Consider the following 18,650-nt stretch of genomic DNA (forward strand, 5'->3'; position numbering starts at 1 on the left):
CCGGTCGACGGCGTAACCCGACGGATCAGGCATCACAGGCGATAACGTGACGCTCATGAGACGACGGACCACGATGCTCGCCCTGACCGCAGTGTCCATGATCGTCGGTGGCGGCCTGGTCGCCACGGCTCCCGCAGGTGCGGCGGAGCCCGCTTGGAACGGCCGGTACTCGCTCGAGCGATCCGCCGCGAGCAAGACCGGCACCAGCCTCGCCGCGCGACAGGGTGAGCCGGACTTCTCCGACACCTACACCTTCACATCGATGTGCTTGGGCGGGACCTGCAGCGCTGTGGTGACGGGCGGACCGGCACCGAAGAATGCGACCCTCCCCCAGCCGCCCGTCTACACCTGGAACGGGACGAGCTGGGTGCACGTCTACGACTGGCAGTGGGACTGCTATATGGGCGAAGGGGTCGAGAAGGTCTACGCGCCGGCGCATTCCGAGGCGTACTACACCCCGCAGCCGGACGGAACCTTCACCGGAGCCTGGACCACCACGATCACGGGCGGCCCGTGCAACGGCGACGTGACCATGAACGTCGCGGCCTACCCCGTCGGACCCGCAGCAGCACCGTTCGGGAGCTGACGACGCACCGCACTCGACGAACAGACAAGAATGGCCTCGGACAGTGTCCGAGGCCATTCATTGTCGGGCTGACAGGATTTGAACCTGCGACCACCTGACCCCCAGTCAGGTGCGCTACCAAGCTGCGCCACAGCCCGCAATCCCCCGAAGGGAACGAGGAAACACTACCCCAGTGGCGACGCTGGACGCCAATCGCCTCAGCAGCACCACCGGGGCAGTCCCCTACTTCTTCTTGCGGTCCCGCTTCTCACGGATACGCACCGAGATGCGCACCGGACTGCCGTCGAAGTTGAACTCCTCACGCAGGCGACGCTCGAGGAACCGTCGGTAGCCCGCCTCGAGGAAGCCCGTCGTGAACAGGACGAACGTCGGCGGGCGCGTCCCTGCCTGCGTTGCGAACATGACACGCGGAAGGCGACCGCCGCGCATCGGCGGCGGTGTGGCGGCGACGACCTCCTTCAGCCACGAGTTGAGCTGACCGGTCGAGATGCGCTTGTCCCACGACGCGAGGGACGTCTCGAGTGCCGGAACGAGCTTCTGGACGGCGCGACCGGTCTTGGCCGAGACGTTCACGCGCTGAGCCCACGGCACGCGCATGAGATCGCGGTCGATCTCCTTCTCGAGCTGGCCGCGGCGATCGTCGTCGACGAGGTCCCACTTATTGAACGCGATCACCAGGGCGCGACCTGCATCGGCCACCATCGACAGCACCCGCAGGTCCTGCTCCGAGATGACCTCGGACGCATCGAGCAGCAGAATCGCGACTTCCGCGGCGTCGATCGCACCCTTCGTCCGCAGCGAGGCGTAGAACTCGGCACCGCTGGCGTGACTGACGCGCTTGCGCAGGCCGGCGGTGTCGACGAAGCGCCAGACCTTTCCGCCCAGTTCGACCAGTGAGTCGACCGGGTCGACGGTCGTGCCGGCGACGTCGTGGACGACCGAACGCTCGTCGCCGGTGAGCTTGTTCAGCAAGCTGGACTTACCCACGTTCGGCTTGCCCACCAGGGCGACGCGACGGGGTCCGGCGACACCGGTGCCTTCGCGAGGTGTCTCCGGCAGCACCGCCAGGACGTCGTCGAGCAGGTCGCCGGTACCGCGGCCGTGGGTCGCGCTGACCGGGCGGGGCTCTCCGAGGCCGAGGGACCACAGGAGTGCGGCCTCGGACTCGGTCCGCTCGTCGTCGACCTTGTTGGCCACGAGGATGACCGGAGTCTTCGATCGACGCAGAACGCGGGCCACGGCCTCGTCGGTCGCGGTGGCGCCGACGACGGCGTCGACCACCAGCAGGATCGCGTCGGCGGTCTGCATGGCCATCTCTGCTTGACGGGCGATGGACTGCTGCATCCCCTTCGCGTCCGGCTCCCAGCCACCGGTGTCCTGCACCATGAATCGGCGTCCGGCCCAGTTCGCCTCGTACGAGACGCGGTCACGCGTCACGCCGGGCACGTCTTCGACCACCGCTTCACGACGGCCGATGATGCGGTTCACGAGCGTCGATTTGCCGACGTTGGGCCGTCCCACCACTGCCAGTGTCGGGACGGCGATCTCGGCCTCGGCGTCACCGTCGTCGTCGAAATCGAGGCCCTCCCAGTCGGATTCCTCGGACCAGATGCCGTCGGATGCGAAGACCTCGGTGGCGTCGGCCGTGAAGACCCGGGTCGTGTCGAAGGTGTCGTCGCTCATGATCGTGCTCCTTCCGGGGCATCGGACGGGAGTTCGGTGACCAGGCGGAGGAGCTCGTCGATGACAGCGTCCTTGCCCAGGTCGCTGGTATCGACGGTGACCGCGTCGTCGGCGGGGCGCAGAGGCGACATCACGCGCGTGGAGTCGGCGTGGTCGCGTCGCTGCACGTCGGCGAGGACGGCGGCGTAGTCGTCACCACGGCCTTCGGCGACGTTCTGGTCGTTGCGTCGTGCGGCCCGTGTCTCCGCCGACGCCGTGAGATAGATCTTGATGTGGGCGTCCGTCAGGACGACGGTGCCGATGTCTCGGCCCTCGACGACGATGCGCCCAGCGGACTCCGCGATGTCGCGCTGCAGGGCGACGAGTCTGTCACGCACTGCGGGTACCGCCGACACGGCCGAGACGGCCGCGGTGACTGCGTCGCCACGGATGGGTCCCGTGACGTCCTCCCCCGATACCCGGACACTCTCACCGGACGGATCGGTCCCGATGGTCAGGTCGAGAGTGTCGGTGACGGCGGCAACGGCGTCCGCGTCGGACGGATCGACGTCGTTCTTCAGAACCCACACGGTCGCGGCCCGGTACATCGCTCCGGTATCGAGGTACGACGCGTCCAGCCGGGACGCGAGCATCCGCGACACCGACGACTTGCCGGTACCGGACGGGCCGTCCATCGCCACGATCAGGCGATCGCCGGCGGTCACAGGCCCACCGCCCCGTACAGGCTGCCGACCTCGCCGCGGCCGAGGACGCGCAGCGTTCCCGGTCGCTGATCACCGAGGGCGACGGCACCGATGTCGGTGCGCACCAGCCGCTTGACCGGGTACCCCACCTCGTCGAACAACCGGCGGACGATGTGCTTGCGGCCCTCGTGGAGGACCACCTTGACCAGCGTCTTGCCTTCGTTGACGTCGAGCACCGCGTAGGAGTCCACCTTGGCGGGACCGTCGTCGAGCTCGACTCCGGAGCGCAGCTTCTTTCCTGCGTCGCGGTCGAGGACACCCTGCACGGTGGCGAGGTACGTCTTGGACACCTCGAACGACGGGTGCATCAGGCGGTGTGCCAGGTCGCCGTCGTTGGTGAGGAGGATCAGTCCCTCGGTGTCGGCGTCGAGGCGTCCGACGTGGAAGAGACGCTGACCTGCTTGCACCCGCTCGGAGACGATGTCGCCGATGCACGGTCGACCGAGGTCGTCCGACATCGTGGACTGCCATCCGCGCGGCTTGTTCAGGGCGATGTGGACCAGGTCGGCCTTGATGACGACGCGGGTGCCGTCGACACGCACCACGGCGACCTCGGGATCGACCCGGACGCCCTGCTCGCGCACGATGCGACCGTCCACCTCGACCCGACCCTCGTCGATCAGCTGCTCGGCCGCGCGGCGCGAGGCCACCCCGGCCTGGGCGAGCACCTTCTGCAACCGCACGCCGTCCTCGGGCGCCACATGCGGGCGCGGGGAGTTGTCGGTGTGCTGATGGCGGGCGGGCTTGGCGTTGCTGATGGTCGGAGCGGCGGTCGTCTTGCGCTCCGGCTTCGGCTTCTTGCCGGCCTTCGCGGCCGCGGAATTCTTGGGGGCCAGACGGGGATATCCCGACTTCCCGCCGGGCTTACGGCCCTCCGTGCGCTTGGTGTACGCAGCGGCGGCGACCTTCTTGTTGGGACGCTTCTTCTTACGTTCGGGCGAGCCCTCGGGAGTCTCGTCCCGGTCCGGTGTGCCATCACGGCGAGCGGAGTCGTTCACGTTGTTACCTATTCGTCTGTGTTGTCGGTGCCGAACTCGATGGTCGAGTTCGACTCGGTGTTCTCTCGTCGACGCTCGGCGCGCAGGACCCGTGGATCGGTGTCCATGCTGCCTTCGATGTCGTCGATCATGTCCACGCCCGGAAGCAGCGGAGCAAGCTCGGGGAGGTCGGACAGTGACGCCAACCCCAACCGCTCGAGAAACATTTCCGTGGTGACGTACTGCGTCGCCGCCGAATCCGGGTCCGGACCCGCTTCGGCGATGAGACCTCTCGCGAGGAGAGTCCGCATCACGCCGTCCACATTCACTCCGCGCACTGCACTCACACGTGCGCGGGTAACCGGTTGACGATAGGCGATCACGGCGAGGGTTTCCAATGCCGCGCGCGTCAGCTTCGACCGGGCACCGTCCAGGAGCAGTCGCTCGACGTACGGCGCGTACTCCGCGCGCGTGTAGAAGCGCCATCCGTCTCCGGCGAAGCGCAGGTCGATGCCGCTTCCGCGGGCGGTGTAGTCGGCGGCCATCTCGACCAGGGCGGCGCCGATGCGGGCTTCGTCACACCCGAGCGCGGAGGACAGTTGTGAGACCGATGCCGGACTGTCGACCACCAAGAGCACCGACTCCAACGCTGCTCGTAGCTCGACCTCAGACACCTCGTCCGGCTCGTCGGACTGGACTGCCGTGTCGTCCGGCTCGATGCTCATCCGTAATCCTCCATCGTGGCGACGTCCATCTGCCCGACGTCGTCTCCGGTCCAGGTCACCCGGAGATCCCCCAGCGCCTCGGGTTGATCGAACGCCACCGCTTTCTCGCGGTACAGCTCGAGCAGGGCAAGGAATCGTGCCACGTACTCGACCGTGACCTCGCAGTCGAGCACGAGATCACCGAAGGTCGCCCACTCTCCCGCGCCGCGATCACGGAGCAACGCCAGAATGGTGCGGGCGTGCTCCGGGACGGACACCGACGATGCGTGCAGATGGTCCAGACCGACGGTCGGTATCTCGCGCGGCTGGAACGCGGCGGCGGCGATCTCAGCGAATCGACGCGGGTCCACGCCGAGCAGCACTTCGGGAAGCAGCTCGGCGAATCCGTCCTCGAGCGCCACCGACCGCGGATACCGACGCAGTGCAGCCTTCTCGAGTTCTCCGAAGAGTTGGGCCACCTGCTTGTAGGCCCGGTACTGGAGCAACCGGGCGAACAGCAGATCGCGCACCTCGAGAAGGGCGAGATCCTCCGCATCGTCCACTTCCCCGGACGGCAGCAACCGAGCAGCCTTGAGGTCGAGCAGGGTCGCGGCGACGACCAGGAATTCGGTGGTCTGATCCAGACCCATCTCCGACCCCATCTCGCGGGTGTACGCGATGAAGTCGTCGGTCACCACGTGCAGAGCGACCTCGGTGACGTCGAGCCGGTGCTGACCGATGAGAGTGAGCAGGAGGTCGAACGGGCCCTCGAAATTGGTCAGCCGTACCCGGAACCCCGCCGGCACCACCGCATCTGCGTCGGACGACACGACTCGGGTCGTTGTCGTGTCGGTCAATTCTGTATCGGTCAACTCTGTATCGGTCAACTCTGGGGGGACGAGTTGTGCGACGGCATGTGCTGAGGCGAGGTGTCCCGATGGATGACCTCGCGGGCGAGTGAACGGTACGCATCCGCGCCGGCCGATTTCGGCGCCCACGTGGTGATCGGCTCGCCGGCGACGCTGGTCTCGGGGAAACGAACCGTCCGGGTGATGACGGTGTCGAACACGACGTCGCCGAAGACCTCGACGACCCGGTTCATGACCTCACGTGAATGCAGGGTGCGAGCGTCGAACATCGTCACGACGATGCCCTCGAGCGTGAGACGCGGGTTGAGGCGATCGCGCACCTTGTCGACGGTGTCGTTGAGCAACGCCAGACCGCGGAGGCTGAAGTATTCGCATTCCATCGGAATGAGGACGGAATCGGCGCACGCCAGGGCATTGACGGTCAACAGACCCAGCGACGGCTGGCAGTCGATCAGGACGTAGTCGTAGCGGTCGAGGATCGGATGCAGCACCCGCCCCAGCGTCTGTTCGCGACCGACCTCGGTGACCAGCTGGATCTCCGCGGCCGACAGATCGATGTTGCTGGGCAGCAGATCCATACCCTCGACGCGGGTGCGCATCAGGACATCGTCGATCGCGACGCGCGGTTCGACGAGGAGGTTGTGCACGGTCAGGTCGAGCTCGTGGTGCGGGACGCCCAGCCCCGCGGACAGCGCGCCCTGGGGGTCGAGGTCGACGAGTAGGACCCGTCGGCCGTACTCCGCGAGCGAGGCCCCGAGGTTGATGGTCGAGGTGGTCTTGCCCACCCCACCCTTCTGATTACACATCGCGATCACGGTCGCGGGTCCGTGCGACGTCAGCGGTCGGGGGGCCGGGATGTCGCGATACGGGCGGCCGGTCGGGCCGATGCCCGACGGATCCGTCGCAGTCGAACGGTCCGGCTCGGGCTGACGAGTGCGGAAGAGTGCTCCGTCGTCGTGCGCCGCTGACACCACTGGACCTCCATCCTGACCTCGTACTGCCGGTTCTCGCCTGAACGCTACCGCCTACGGGCGGAAGCTTCGTGCGACACGCTACCGTGCGCGCGGATGCGCCTCGGCCCACACTTCGCGCAGCGTCGTGACGGTGACCAGCGTGTAGATCTGCGTCGTGGTCACGGAGGCGTGGCCCAGAAGTTCCTGCACCACACGCACGTCCGCGCCGCCGTCGAGAAGATGCGTCGCGAAGGAATGTCGCAACGTGTGAGGAGAGACGCTGGCTCCGATCCCGGCGCGCTCGGCCGCGGTCTGCAGGACTTGCCAGGCGCTCTGACGCGACAGGCGGCCGCCGCGGACGTTGAGCAGTAACGCCGGAGTACTCCGCGAGATCAACGACGGCCGGCCACGCACCAGGTATGCGTCGACAGCGTCGATCGCCGGGCGGCCGATCGGAACGACGCGTTCCTTGCTGCCCTTGCCTCGGAGGACGACCGAGCGCGATTCTGCGTCGATGTCGTCCACATCGAGTCCGACGGCCTCGGAGATACGCGCGCCGGTCGAGTACAGCAGTTCCAGCAACGCCCGATCCCGCAAGCCGCGCGGGGTGTCGGCGGCCTCGCCGGACACTGCGTCGAGCAGTGCGAACACCTGGTCCACCGGGAGCGACTTCGGCAACCGCCGACCCGGCGTGGGCGGTTTGACCCCGGACGCGACGTCGACCTCGACGATCCCTTCCGCGAGAGCGAACCGATGTACGCCCCGCACCGCGATGACGGTGCGCGCCGACGAACTCGCCGCCAGCGGTGGGAAGAACTCGTTTCCCAGCCGCAGTGCGGTCACGAAGTCCGCGACGTCCACCTCTGTCACGTCGCGGATACTGTCGCGCCCCAGCTCGCCGAGATAGCTCGCGTACCGCGACAGATCACGCCGATAGGACGTGATCGTGTTGCGAGCGGACCCGCGCTCGACGGCGAGATGATCGAGGTACGTCGCGATCACCTCGCCGGGCGAGTCAGCTCCCACTCGCACCCTTGCGCTGGTCGAAGGCCGTCGGTCGGTCACGCCACGGCGCGTCGCTCGGCCGCAGCGGAACCGACCGCGACCGCATCGCAGCCACCGCGAGAATGCCGGCGACAGCGGACGCATTGACGATCTCGCCGCTGAAGACGCGAGTCACCGCCTCGTCGACGGGGACGCGCACCAGTTCGATGTCCGCTTCCTCGTCGTGGGCTTCGGGCTGCTGAACTTCCGTGAGGCCTTCGGCCAGGAAAATCCGCACCGTTTCGTCGGTGAAGCCCGGCGACGCGGCGACATCGACGAGGAGTGACAGCGTCTCGGCAGCGAGCCCCGTCTCCTCCGTCAGTTCACGCTTGACGGCATCGACCGGGTCCTCCCCCGGCTCGTCGAGCAACCCGGCGGGCAGCTCGAGCAACCGACGTCCCAGTGGGTGTCGGTACTGACTGATCAGCACGATGCGTTCCTCGGCATCCAGCGCGACCACGGCGACGGCGCCGTGATGCTCGATCACCTCGCGCTCGGCAGTTCGACCACCGGGCATCGCCACCTGATCGAGTCGCAGCGCGAGAATCGCTCCCTCGTACTCGACGCGGGAATCGAGGATCTCGAACTCGTGCCGATCACTCATGTCGGTCAGCCCTTCGTCGCGGTGGCCGGGGAGCCGTCGACCGGCACCTCGCCCTGGCTTCCGGTCTTCTGATCGCCGGCACCCTTGTCGTCGTAATGCACGTCGACGGGGAGGCGTTCCTCGGACTTGTACGACAGTGCTGCGGAGATCAACGATGCGAACAGCGGATGCGGACGCGTCGGGCGACTCTTGAGCTCGGGATGCGCCTGCGTTCCGACGAAGAACGGGTGCGCCGTCTTCGGTAGTTCGACGAACTCCACCAGGTGACCGTCCGGCGAGGTGCCACTGAACTGCAGGCCACTGTCCGCGATGCGGTCGCGGTAGCTGTTGTTGACCTCGTAGCGGTGACGGTGACGTTCCGACACGGACTCGCTGCCGTACGCCTGGGCGACGACGGACCCCTTGGCGAGAGTGGCCGGGTACGCGCCGAGACGCATTGTTCCGCCCAGGTCGGCTTCGCCGGCGACGGCCTGTTCCTGATCGGCCATCGTCGAGATGACGGGCTGCGTGGTGTCGGGTTCGAATTCCGCCGAGTTCGCATCGGTGAGGCCGACGGAACGGGCCGCCTCGATGACCATGCATTGCAGGCCGAGGCACAGACCGAGCGTCGGGATCTTCTGGGTGCGGGCGTGGGTGATCGCGCCGAGCTTGCCCTCGATGCCGCGGATACCGAATCCGCCGGGGATCACGACGGCGTCGATGTCGGCGAGCGCGAGCTTCGCACCGGCCGCGGTGTCACAGTCGTCGGACTGGACCCACACCAACTCGACCTTCGCCCGGTTGGCGAAACCGCCCGCGCGAAGCGCCTCGGTGACCGACAGGTACGCGTCGGGGAGGTCGACGTACTTGCCCACCAGCGCGACACGCACCGTCTCGCGCGGCTGGTGCACACGCTCGAGCAGGTTTCCCCAGACGGTCCAGTCGACGTCGCGGAACGGAAGTCCCAGTTGCCGAACGACATACGCGTCCAGGCCCTCGCCGTGGAGAACCTTGGGGATGTCGTAGATCGACGGTGCGTCGGGGGTGGAGATGCAGCCGTCGACGTCCACGTCGCACATGAGCGCGATCTTGGCCTTGAGGCCCTGCGGCACATCGCGATCCGAGCGCAGGATCAGCGCGTCGGGCTGAATGCCGATGCTGCGCAACGCCGCGACGGAATGCTGGGTGGGTTTGGTCTTGAGCTCACCGGAGGGAGCGAGGAACGGAACCAGCGAGACGTGGAGGAAGAAGACGTTCTGACGGCCGACGTCGTGGCGCACCTGGCGCGCGGCCTCGAGGAACGGCTGCGACTCGATATCGCCGACGGTGCCGCCGATCTCGGTGATGACCACGTCGGGTTCCTGGCCCTGCAGGTCGGGTCCACGCATCGCGAGGATGCGGGCCTTGATCTCGTCGGTGATGTGCGGGATGACCTGGACCGTGTCGCCCAGGTACTCGCCGCGTCGTTCCTTGGCGATCACCGTGGAGTACACCTGGCCGGTGGTCACGTTGGCGTAGCCGGACAGGTCACGGTCGAGGAAGCGCTCGTAATGGCCGACGTCCAGATCGGTCTCGGCGCCGTCCTCGGTGACGAAGACCTCGCCGTGCTGGAACGGGTTCATCGTTCCAGGATCGACGTTCAGGTAGGGGTCGAGCTTCTGCATCGTGACGCGGAGTCCGCGCGATGTGAGGAGCTGACCGAGGCTCGAGGCCGTGAGCCCCTTGCCGAGCGACGACGCGACTCCGCCGCTGACGAAGATGTGCTTGATGTCGGCCCGCGAATGAATGCGTGACTGCAAAGAGACTCCCGTGACGGTGCGACCCGATGGTGACGGCGAAGAATTCGCTGAACATCGAGTGGTTCGGTTGCTGCCGACCCACGGGACTTCACGGTAACACCTCTTCGCCGTTCAGGGCGACACCACGCGGAACAGCCGTCAGTTGGGAGCCGCGCCGACCGTCACCGCTGTGGCACCCGGGCCGGTTCCGTACCGGCCGGCTCCGCCGCCGAGCTGCTCGCCCAGAGCGAGCGCGACGGTGATCCGCCCGGAGATCCTCTCCACGTTGTCGACGGTGCTGGTGCCCGCTGCCAACGCCGCATCCGATCGGACGACGGCGATAGGACCGCTGCCCTCGGCGGATCCCGGCTTTCCCGCGAGGACCGTGCCGGCACCGCGCGAATCCAGCGCACCCGCGAAGCGGGCCACGATGGCGCCGCGATTGCCGTCGGCACCGGAGTCGGCCGCGGTACCCGTCACGACGACAGCGAGCTGGGCGGGAGCGACAGCCCCGTCGTCGTAGGTGATGAATCCGCCGCCGCGCAGCGTGTCGAGGGCGAGCCCCAGCTCCTCGGGCGTGCTCTGCGGCTGTGCTGTCTGCGCGTTCAGCAGCAGGACCGTACCGAGAAGATCCCCGGCCAGACTGCCCTGATCGACGGACCCGGTGCGCAGCTGCGCTCCGGCCGGAACCACGTTGGTCAACCGGGTACGCAGGTCGTCGCCGCTGGCCGCCGAGACGAACGATTCGGTGAGCCCGACGCGGCCGGTCACCGAGGCGCCGGAGTCGGTGACCGAGCGCTGGACGCCCTCGACGTCGGCCGGATCCGCGTCCGGGGTGGTGATGATGACGACGGACCGATCGGCGAGGCTGCCGGCGACGACGCGTCCCGCCACGGCGGCATCGAAGCCGTCCGCGGCGTTCAGTTGTTCACCCAGTGCGTTGTTGCTCGACTGCAGATCGTTCACTTCGGTCTGCAGGTCGTCCCGGTCGTCGCGCAGACCCGACAGGACCCGGCCCGAGAGCAGACCCGAGCCCAGCACCACTCCGACCGCCAAGGCGAGAAAGACTGCGATCAACGAAATGGCATGTTGGCGAAGCGAAATCACTGAAGCAGCCCCTGCACCCACAGGGCGAAGCTGTTCCATGTCTCGATCGCCCAGTCCAGCGTCGCGCCACTTCCGTTGGTGACCACCAGTGCAGCGATGACCGCGATGAGAGCGGCGAGCACCAGCAGTGCCACAGCGCCTCCGGACACCCGACTGCGGTAGAGCGTCGCCATGGCCTTGGCGTCGACGAGCTTCGGACCGACCTTGAGCCGGGTCATGAAGGTGGACGGAGTGTCGGCCCGCTTGCTGGCATCGAAGAATTCGTCGAGCGACGCGGCGCACCCGACCGTGACGATCAGCGACGCTCCGTGGTGATCGGCGAGCAGCAGAGCGAGGTCTGCAGGGGTTCCCGTGGCCGGGAACGTCATCGCGCCGATTCCGAGGTCCTGGATGCGTTCGAGCCCCTTGGCGTGCCCGTCGGAGTCCGCGGGAAGAACGACCTCTGCGCCGGACTTCAGTGTGCGACTGCTGACGTCGTCGGGGTCACCGACGATGAGATCCGGACGGTAGCCGGCCTCGGACAACGTATCGGCTCCGGCGCCGACTCCGATCAGGATCGGCGAGTACTCCTTGATGAAGGGCTTGAGACTCTTCAGATCCGCCACGTGGTCCGCACCCTGAGCGACGACCACCACGTGTCGACCCGTCATGTCCACGTCGACGTCCGGGACCCCGACACCGTCGATCAGAAGCGGCGACTCGGTGCGGATGAATTCGATCGTGTTCCCGGAGAACGCTTCCAGATGGTCGATCAGACCGGACTTCGCCTCGATCATGCGATCCGAGATGTCTGCTTCCGTCTGCTCGGTGCCCGACGCGAGTCGTCGCTCCCCCGTGTAGACGTGCCCGTCGTGAAGACGGATCTTCGAGCCGTCCTTGACCTTCTTGAAGACGTCCGAGCCGACCTCGTCGATCAGCTCGATGCCGTTGGCGACCAGCACCTCGGGGCCGAGGTTCGGGTAACGGCCGGAGATCGACGCCGACGCGTTGACCACCGCCGTCACGCCGGCCTGCACCAGCAGGTCGGCGGTGATCCGGTCGAGGTCGAGTTCGTCGAGAACGACGATGTCACCCGGACCGACACGGCGGAGGAGCTTGGCCGTGGAGCGATCGACCCGAGCGATTCCCGTGACCCCGGGAAGTGAGTCATGACTACGCGAGAGCAGAGCCGGCATCTTCATGTGTTCGATGATGGACAACAACACGGCAGCACAGTCGGAGGCGCGCCGTAACAACTACCACATCATTCACATCAGTCACACCAGCACTACGTCGCAGCGGCCTCCCGCTCGGCCGTCGCGGTACGCAGGAGTTCCTCGGCGTGCGCCCGACCGGTCTCGGTGTCGTCGAGACCGGCCAACATCCGCGCCAACTCCACGACGCGGTCGGAATCGGACAGAGTCCGCACTCCACTGTTCGGGCCGCCGTGCTTGCCGTCGGTCTTGTTCACCACCAGATGGGTATCGGCGAAGGCCGCCACCTGCGGGAGGTGCGTCACGACGATGACCTGGTGCGTCCTGGCCAGTCGCGCCAACCGCTTACCGATCTCGACGGCCGCACGGCCTCCCACTCCGGCGTCGACCTCGTCGAAGACCATCGTGGCGCCCGTGTCCGAGCGGGCCAGCACGACCTCGAGCGCCAGCATCACCCGGGACAGTTCACCTCCGGACGCACTCTTGTTCAGCGGCAGCGACTGGGCGCCGCTGTGTGCCGACAGTCGGAACTCGATGTCGTCTGTTCCGGACGACCCGGCGTGCCTGTTCTCACCTCCGACGGACAGCGCGGCACGGTCGTCCGGGCCGGCCGGCCGTGGACGGACCTCGACCTCGAGCTTGGCCTTGCCCATCGCAAGTCCGGCGAGCTCGGTACTGACGGCCTTGGACAGTTTCGTCGCCGCCTTGGTACGTGCCACCGTGAGTTTGTGGGCGGTCTCCGCGGCCGCCGCTCCCGTCGTGGTGACGCGCTCCGTCAGTGCCGCGACCGCATCGGCCGAGACGTCCAGACCGGACAGTCGCTCGCGAGCGTCGTCCGCCCAGGCCAGCACTCCGTCCACGTCGGCGGCGTACTTCCGCGTCAGGTTCTTCAGTTCGGCCTGGCGGGAGAGCAGAGTATCCAGCGACTCCGGGTCGGCGGGAAGCCCCTCCAGGTACGACGTGAGTTCCGCACCCACGTCGGTCACCACGGCGATGGCCTCCGCGAGCCGCGGTCCCACCGCGGCCAGTGCCGCGTCGTCCGTGGAGGCCAGGCGGTCGCGAGCTTCGCCGAGCAGGGCCATGACCGAGACGTCGCTCGGATCGTCGCCGCCGGTCAACGCCGTCTGCGCTCCGGCCGCGGCATCCCGCAGCGAATCGAGGTCGCTGAGCCGGCGCACGGTTGCCGCGATCTCGGCATCCTCGTGGGGTTCGGGCGCGACAGCGTCGATCTCGTTCAGGGCGAAGGTCAGCTGATCGGCTTCCCGTGCCAGTTCGCGCGCCTTCTCGGTGCGTTCCCGAAGCTCGGTGACCGCGGCGATCCAGGTCGCTCGGCGAGTCCGGTAGGTCTCGAGCAGCGGCCCGATCGTGTCGGCGGCGAACCGGTCCAACGCGGCGAGCTGCTGATCGCTGCGTTGCAGACGCAGTTGGTCGTTCTGTCCGTGCACAGTCAGAAGGGAACCGGTGAATTCCGACAGCACGCCCGCAGGCACGCTCCGCCCACCGAGATGCGCTCGCGAGCGTCCGTCACTTCCGACGGTGCGCAACGCGATGATGCTGTCGTCCTCGTCGCGGCGACCGCCGGTCGACTCGAGGAGCTGCTCCACGTCGGCGCGAACCTGATCGGTGACGTGATCGGTGGTGAATCGTCCCTCGACGACGGCGCGATCGGCGCCCAGTCGCACACGGCCGGCGTCGGCACGTGCACCGGAGAGCAAGTGCAGGCTGGTGACCACCATCGTCTTACCGGCACCGGTCTCACCGGTGAGCACCGTGAGTCCTTCGGAGAACGATGCCGTCGCCTCTGCGATGACACCCAGACCGTCGATTCGAATTTCGGACAACACGTGGGTTACGTCACCCTCCCCCGCCAGCCGGTGACCGGCAAGGCGAACTTGTGGACCAGACGGTCGGCGAACGGCGACGAGTCGAGCCTGATCCACTTGATCGGCTCACATCCTCGCACCACCTCGACCCGGGCTCCGGCGGGTAGGCGCATGGTGCGTCGGCCGTCGCAGAACACCACCGCGTCGTGACCGCCGTCGAAGGTTTCGACCGCGATATGACTTTCGGGGCTGGTGACCAGCGGACGCGCGAACAGTGCGTGCGCATTGCTCGGGATCACCAGGATGGCCTCGAGCTCGGGCCACACCACGGGGCCACCGGCCGAGAATGCGTAGGCGGTCGACCCTGTCGGCGTCGACAACAAAACGCCGTCGCAACCGAAGGACGACACCGGACGATCGTCGACCTCCAGCACCACCTCCAACACGCCAAGCCGGGAGCCGTTTTCGATGCTCGCCTCGTTGAGTGCCCACCCGCGCTCGATGACCTCACCGTCCACGTGCACCGTGATGTCCAACGTCATCCGCGGCTCGATTCGGTACTCGCGCCGCACCACCATCCCGAGCGTCTCTTCGAGGTCGTCGGCCTCCGCCTCGGCGAGAAAACCGATACGCCCGAGGTTGATGCCCAGGACAGGAATGGAGGCGACGCGAGCGAGCTCTGCTGCACGCAGGAACGTTCCGTCACCGCCGAGTACCAGGACCAGCTCGCAGCCCACTGCCGCCGACGGACCGAACTCTACGACGGAGACATCCGACTGCGGAGACGACAGAGCGTCGATTCCCGACGTCGACTCGAGACGCGACGAGTCGTGTTCGTCCACGAGGACCCGCAGCGCGATGCCATGTTCGTGGAACACCTTCGCCACACGTTGCGCGGTCTGTTCGATGTCGGGCCTGCCCGGATGGGCGACGACCAGGATGGTGCGCTCCGGAACGTCGTCGCTCATCGGGGTCCCTTCTCCACTGCATCGGCCACGAGTTGTTCGAGTGCCCCCGGATCGGTATCGGTCGCCGACTCCCCCGGGCTCGGAACCGTCAACCACAGGAAGTACTCGACATTCCCCGACGGACCGGGAAGAGGGCTGGGCGCCACGCCCGCGGTGACGAGCCCGAGGGCGGCGGCAGCTCGTGCGACACCCAGGACGGCATCTGCGCGCAACGCGGGATCCCTGACGACTCCGCCGGAACCGACGCGGTCCTTCCCCACTTCGAATTGCGGCTTCACCATGGGGACCATGCTCGTCCCGGGCCGCGCGCAGGCTGCGAATGCCGGAAGAACGAGGGCAAGAGAGATGAACGACAGATCCGCGACGATCAGATCCACCGGTCCGCCGATGGCCTCGGCATCGATGTTGCGGACGTTCGTACGATCGAGCACGTTCACTCGCTCGTCCGTCCGTAGTCGCCAGACCAGCTGCCCGTACCCGACATCCACCGCGACGACCTCACGAGCGCCCTTGGACAACAGAACGTCGGTGAAGCCGCCTGTCGACGCGCCGGCATCCAGGCACCGAGCACCCTCGACCGTCAGTCCTGCGGGTTCGAACGCGTTCAGAGCGCCGATCAGTTTGTGTGCGCCTCTCGATGCCCACGACACCTCGTCGGACACGTCGACGACTCGCAACGGGGTTCCCGCCTCGACCGCCGTGGCCGGCTTGGTCGCGACGGTCCCGGCGATCAGGACGCGGCCTGCCGCGATGAATTCCGACGCCTGTTCACGAGACCGCGCGAGACCGCGTCGGACCAGTTCGGCGTCCACTCGAGCGCGACGTGCCACGTCAGTTCTTACCTGCGGCCGTGTTGTCCACCGAGGACAGTGCGTCGACGAGGATGTCGTGCGCCCGCTCGAGGATCCGAGCCTGCCTCGTCAGCGTGACCAGTCCGTGCGGATCCGTGGTTCCCTCGCCGAAGGGCTGCTCCGCTGCCTCGTCGGCCTCCGCCACGAGCGCGTCGACGGAGGTCAGGACAGCGCCGGGATCGACGACCACCGCGTCGGCACCGGAGTGCGACGGGAGGTGTTGTCCTGGGCGTGGAACGGGGGTGCTCATCGTCGACAACGCTAGCCGATGCATCCGACGTGAGCGGTTCGCGGTCTCCGGTCCCGCAGCCGGGCCGACGCCAGGGGTGTCGGTTCCCTGCGCGTCAGGACGTCCAGTGCGCGACGATGTCGGCCGCAGCCCCCGAGGCACCCTCGATCGACTCGAACGGGCCCAGTCGCCACACCTTCGGCAGAACCTGCCGCAGAACGGAGACCCAGTCGTCCGACGTGTCGGATCCGTGTCCGCCGTCGAGTCGAAGCGTCGAACCGTCCACCGACACGGACCAGGACGACGGTTCGTCCTCTCCCGGCACCCGTGATTCAGCCGAGGACTCCAGCAGCGCGGACAACGAGGATGCGATGTAGGTGGGTCGCTCGTGGGGTACGGCGGCCAACACGTCCGGCACGGTGCTGACTCCGGTGAGGACGAGAAGCGACGGAATACCCACCTCGTTAGCACCGGCGATATCGGTGTCCAGACGATCTCCGACCACCAACGGCGACGTCGAGCCGCTGCGCTCGAGCGCGTCGTTCATCAGCGGAGCTTCGGGTTTGCCCGCGACCGTCGGCCGCGCACCTGTCGCCGCCGCAACGGCAGCGACCATGGCGCCGTTGCCCGGGCCGAGACCGCGTGGGGTCGGAAGACTGGTGTCGGCATTCGTGGCCACCCATCGGGCACCCGCCCGTACTGCATAGGTCGCCTCGGCGATGTTCGACCACCCGGTCTCCGGACTGTGCCCCTGTACGACGGCATCCGGTGTCGGATCGGCGGAACGCACCGGCACCAGACCGGCCGCGCTCACCTCTGCCTCGAGCGCGTCCGTCCCGACGACCAGCACAGTGGAACCCGGCGCCAACAGTCGAGCCAGGAGACGTCCCGCGGCCTGTGAGCTGGTCACGACGGATTCCTCCGGGGCGACGAAGCCCAGGTCCCGAAGGTGACGGGCGACGTCTGCGGGCGACCTGCTGGCGTTGTTGGTGACGTAGCAGAGTTTCGACGAACATTCGCGCAGGACATCGACGGCGCCGTCGATGGGGTCAGGGCCTCGGTACAGCGTTCCGTCGAGGTCCAGCAGCAGCGCGTCGTGCTCGTCGGCCAGACGGGTCACTGACCGGTCAGCTCGTCCACTCGATCTTCGGCATCCGTCTCGCCCTCGACGTCGGCACCTGCGGCTCGGAGAAACCACTGCACTCCGTCGTCCGCACGGCCCGCCGCGACCAGGGCATCCGCATACGCGTAGTACAGCCGGGCCGCGGCCGATCCGGTGCGATCCCCCTCGAGGTCCGGCGTCTGCAGCGTCACCACTGCCTGGTCGTACTGACCCATGTCCATCCGAGCACCCGCAACCACGATCCGCAGTTCGGACGCGTCGTCTCCGGTCAGCATGCGAGCCTCGTCGCTGCGGCCGAGCTCGATCGCGCGCTCGGGCCGGCCGAGACCGCGCTCGCAGTCCGCCATGACGGACAGCAGTCCGGGTCCACCTGCCATTCGCCGTGCTGCCCGAAGCTCCGACAAGGCTTCGGCCCATTCGCCTGCGTGGTACGCGGCGATGCCTGCAGTCTCACGAACTACCGCGATACGGCCGGCTCGCTGACGGGCGGCACGTGCGTGGAGCAGCGCGGCGGCGGGATCGTCGCCGATGAGCCGACTGACCATGACCATATGTCGCGCAACGGCTTCTGCATTGCTCTTGTCGAGGCTCAGTAGATCCCGGCGCACTCCGGGCTCGAGATCCTTGGCATCGATATCGTCCGGCAGATCGGGCTCGACGGGGCGAGGTGCGCGAGCGTCGGGACCGCGGCCACCACCGGCACGCGGCCCGAAGCTGCCTTCACCACCGCGGCGGCGCGGGCCACCCTGCGCTCCTTGACCGCCCTGTCCGCGACCGCGATCCGGAGACTGCCCACGGTCGGCACCATGTCGGCGATCGCCCGAATGCCGGCGGTCGTCCTGGCTGCCCGACCTTTCGCCACCGCGAGATCCGGACGACCGGAACGAGCTGCGGTCACCGGAATTGTCACGGCGAGGCGCACGGTTGTCGCGTGCCGGCGGTCGGCTGTCACGCGCAGGGGGACGGGAGTCCGGATCGGATGCCCGACCTTCCGATGACGGATCTTCCGGCACGGGTGGGTCCTTTCGATCGGTTCGGCGATCGAGCACTACCGCTCGTCACCGGTGATGTCATCATGCCGCACTCGCACAGTGGGTGCCGACATGGATGTACTGCAGAAACACGAAAGGGGACCCAAATGAATGGGTCCCCTTTCGGCAAAAGTTGTTCGGCGGTGTCCTACTCTCCCACACCCTGTCGGGTGCAGTACCATCGGCGCTGGAGGGCTTAGCTTCCGGGTTCGGAATGGGTCCGGGCGTTTCCCCTCCGCTATGGCCACCGAAACTCTGTGAAACAACAGAGCACGAGGCACACACTCCCACCGACATTCACCCGTAGGGGTGGTGTGGTGGTTGTGGTGCGGGTTTCAGTTATCTGCTGAACAACTCGTGTGTTGTCTCAGATACTGCACAGTGGACGCGTAGCTTCTTTGTGGT

Annotated in this window: 18 protein-coding genes, 1 tRNA gene and 1 rRNA gene; 1 reads left to right on the forward strand and 19 read right to left on the reverse strand. The window is 67.4% G+C overall.

Going from position 1 to position 18,650, the window contains the following annotated elements; genetic code table 11:
- Positions 1–73: 73 nt before the first annotated feature.
- On the forward strand, positions 74–586 hold the full coding sequence (locus ASG64_RS17930) for a hypothetical protein (RefSeq protein ID WP_442971163.1): 513 nt from the start codon (positions 74–76) through the stop codon (positions 584–586).
- Positions 587–649: 63 nt separating this feature from the next.
- On the opposite strand, the gene ASG64_RS17935 is transcribed toward ASG64_RS17930, so the two are convergent.
- The 19 genes from ASG64_RS17935 to rrf all read right to left on the reverse strand — a co-directional run bounded on the left by ASG64_RS17935 (position 650) and on the right by rrf (position 18,497).
- Positions 650–723: transfer RNA gene (locus ASG64_RS17935), tRNA-Pro, on the reverse strand.
- 85 nt (positions 724–808) lie between these two features.
- Entirely contained in the window at positions 809–2,269 is a 1,461-nt protein-coding gene (der, locus tag ASG64_RS17940; protein WP_042573731.1) for a ribosome biogenesis GTPase Der, read from the reverse strand.
- Positions 2,266–2,943 carry a (d)CMP kinase gene (gene cmk / locus ASG64_RS17945; RefSeq protein ID WP_042573749.1) on the reverse strand — a complete coding sequence of 226 codons (678 nt, stop codon included), beginning with the start codon at positions 2,941–2,943 and terminating at the stop codon, positions 2,266–2,268. Before cmk ends, der begins: the two co-directional genes overlap by 4 nt.
- Positions 2,944–2,969: 26 nt before the next feature.
- Entirely contained in the window at positions 2,970–4,010 is a 1,041-nt protein-coding gene (locus ASG64_RS17950; RefSeq protein WP_082042943.1) for a pseudouridine synthase, read from the reverse strand.
- 8 nt (positions 4,011–4,018) lie between these two features.
- Complete coding sequence (gene scpB / locus ASG64_RS17955; RefSeq protein ID WP_042573732.1) at positions 4,019–4,714, reverse strand: SMC-Scp complex subunit ScpB; 696 nt, start codon at positions 4,712–4,714, stop codon at positions 4,019–4,021.
- Positions 4,711–5,523 (reverse strand): segregation and condensation protein A, encoded by an 813-nt coding sequence (locus ASG64_RS17960; protein ID WP_231568617.1) that lies wholly within the window; start codon positions 5,521–5,523, stop codon positions 4,711–4,713. Before ASG64_RS17960 ends, scpB begins: the two co-directional genes overlap by 4 nt.
- A gap of 53 nt (positions 5,524–5,576) precedes the next feature.
- Positions 5,577–6,536: a ParA family protein gene (locus ASG64_RS17965; protein WP_056074989.1), complete on the reverse strand. Its 960-nt coding sequence runs from the start codon at positions 6,534–6,536 to the stop codon at positions 5,577–5,579.
- Between the two features lie 78 nt (positions 6,537–6,614).
- A complete protein-coding gene (gene xerD, locus ASG64_RS17970) occupies positions 6,615–7,541 on the reverse strand; it encodes a site-specific tyrosine recombinase XerD (protein WP_056074992.1) in 927 nt (308 codons plus the stop codon).
- Positions 7,531–8,163 carry an NUDIX domain-containing protein gene (locus ASG64_RS17975; RefSeq protein WP_056074995.1) on the reverse strand — a complete coding sequence of 211 codons (633 nt, stop codon included), beginning with the start codon at positions 8,161–8,163 and terminating at the stop codon, positions 7,531–7,533. The genes xerD and ASG64_RS17975 overlap by 11 nt, the downstream gene beginning before the upstream one ends.
- Before the next feature lie 5 nt (positions 8,164–8,168).
- Complete coding sequence (locus tag ASG64_RS17980; RefSeq protein WP_056074998.1) at positions 8,169–9,941, reverse strand: CTP synthase; 1,773 nt, start codon at positions 9,939–9,941, stop codon at positions 8,169–8,171.
- 138 nt (positions 9,942–10,079) lie between these two features.
- Positions 10,080–11,027 carry a copper transporter gene (locus ASG64_RS17985; protein WP_156148815.1) on the reverse strand — a complete coding sequence of 316 codons (948 nt, stop codon included), beginning with the start codon at positions 11,025–11,027 and terminating at the stop codon, positions 10,080–10,082.
- The gene (gene steA, locus ASG64_RS17990) at positions 11,024–12,208 is read right to left on the reverse strand and encodes a putative cytokinetic ring protein SteA (protein WP_042573751.1); all 1,185 of its coding nucleotides are present in this window, start codon (positions 12,206–12,208) and stop codon (positions 11,024–11,026) included. Before steA ends, ASG64_RS17985 begins: the two co-directional genes overlap by 4 nt.
- Before the next feature lie 86 nt (positions 12,209–12,294).
- Positions 12,295–14,064, reverse strand: a complete 1,770-nt coding sequence (gene recN / locus ASG64_RS17995; RefSeq protein WP_056075000.1) for a DNA repair protein RecN — start codon at positions 14,062–14,064, stop codon at positions 12,295–12,297.
- A 5-nt stretch (positions 14,065–14,069) separates the two neighbouring features.
- Positions 14,070–15,011: an NAD kinase gene (locus ASG64_RS18000; RefSeq protein WP_042573740.1), complete on the reverse strand. Its 942-nt coding sequence runs from the start codon at positions 15,009–15,011 to the stop codon at positions 14,070–14,072.
- Positions 15,008–15,841: a TlyA family RNA methyltransferase gene (locus ASG64_RS18005; protein ID WP_056075003.1), complete on the reverse strand. Its 834-nt coding sequence runs from the start codon at positions 15,839–15,841 to the stop codon at positions 15,008–15,010. Before ASG64_RS18005 ends, ASG64_RS18000 begins: the two co-directional genes overlap by 4 nt.
- 1 nt (position 15,842) lies before the next feature.
- Positions 15,843–16,112, reverse strand: a complete 270-nt coding sequence (locus tag ASG64_RS18010) for a hypothetical protein (RefSeq protein WP_056075006.1) — start codon at positions 16,110–16,112, stop codon at positions 15,843–15,845.
- 94 nt (positions 16,113–16,206) lie between these two features.
- Complete coding sequence (locus ASG64_RS18015; RefSeq protein ID WP_056075007.1) at positions 16,207–17,211, reverse strand: HAD-IIA family hydrolase; 1,005 nt, start codon at positions 17,209–17,211, stop codon at positions 16,207–16,209.
- Entirely contained in the window at positions 17,208–18,227 is a 1,020-nt protein-coding gene (locus ASG64_RS18020) for a hypothetical protein (protein WP_442971161.1), read from the reverse strand. The genes ASG64_RS18015 and ASG64_RS18020 overlap by 4 nt, the downstream gene beginning before the upstream one ends.
- 153 nt (positions 18,228–18,380) lie before the next feature.
- Positions 18,381–18,497, reverse strand: a 5S ribosomal RNA gene (rrf, locus tag ASG64_RS18025).
- Positions 18,498–18,650: the final 153 nt, after the last annotated feature.

This window comes from Rhodococcus sp. Leaf247 (genome assembly GCF_001426185.1).
GTDB lineage: Bacteria > Actinomycetota > Actinomycetes > Mycobacteriales > Mycobacteriaceae > Rhodococcoides.

Bases quoted from the DNA above. Each gene is read 5' to 3' on its own strand.
- cmk (WP_042573749.1), bottom strand. From the start codon at position 2,943: ATGGACGGCCCGTCCGGTACCGGCAAGTCGTCGGTGTCGCGGATGCTC.
- steA (WP_042573751.1), bottom strand. From the start codon at position 12,208: ATGAAGATGCCGGCTCTGCTCTCGCGTAGTCATGACTCACTTCCCGGG.
- scpB (WP_042573732.1), bottom strand. From the start codon at position 4,714: ATGAGCATCGAGCCGGACGACACGGCAGTCCAGTCCGACGAGCCGGAC.
- ASG64_RS18000 (WP_042573740.1), bottom strand. From the start codon at position 15,011: ATGAGCGACGACGTTCCGGAGCGCACCATCCTGGTCGTCGCCCATCCG.
- der (WP_042573731.1), bottom strand. From the start codon at position 2,269: ATGAGCGACGACACCTTCGACACGACCCGGGTCTTCACGGCCGACGCC.
- ASG64_RS17975 (WP_056074995.1), bottom strand. From the start codon at position 8,163: ATGAGTGATCGGCACGAGTTCGAGATCCTCGATTCCCGCGTCGAGTAC.
- ASG64_RS17930 (WP_442971163.1), top strand. From the start codon at position 74: ATGCTCGCCCTGACCGCAGTGTCCATGATCGTCGGTGGCGGCCTGGTC.
- ASG64_RS18010 (WP_056075006.1), bottom strand. From the start codon at position 16,112: ATGAGCACCCCCGTTCCACGCCCAGGACAACACCTCCCGTCGCACTCC.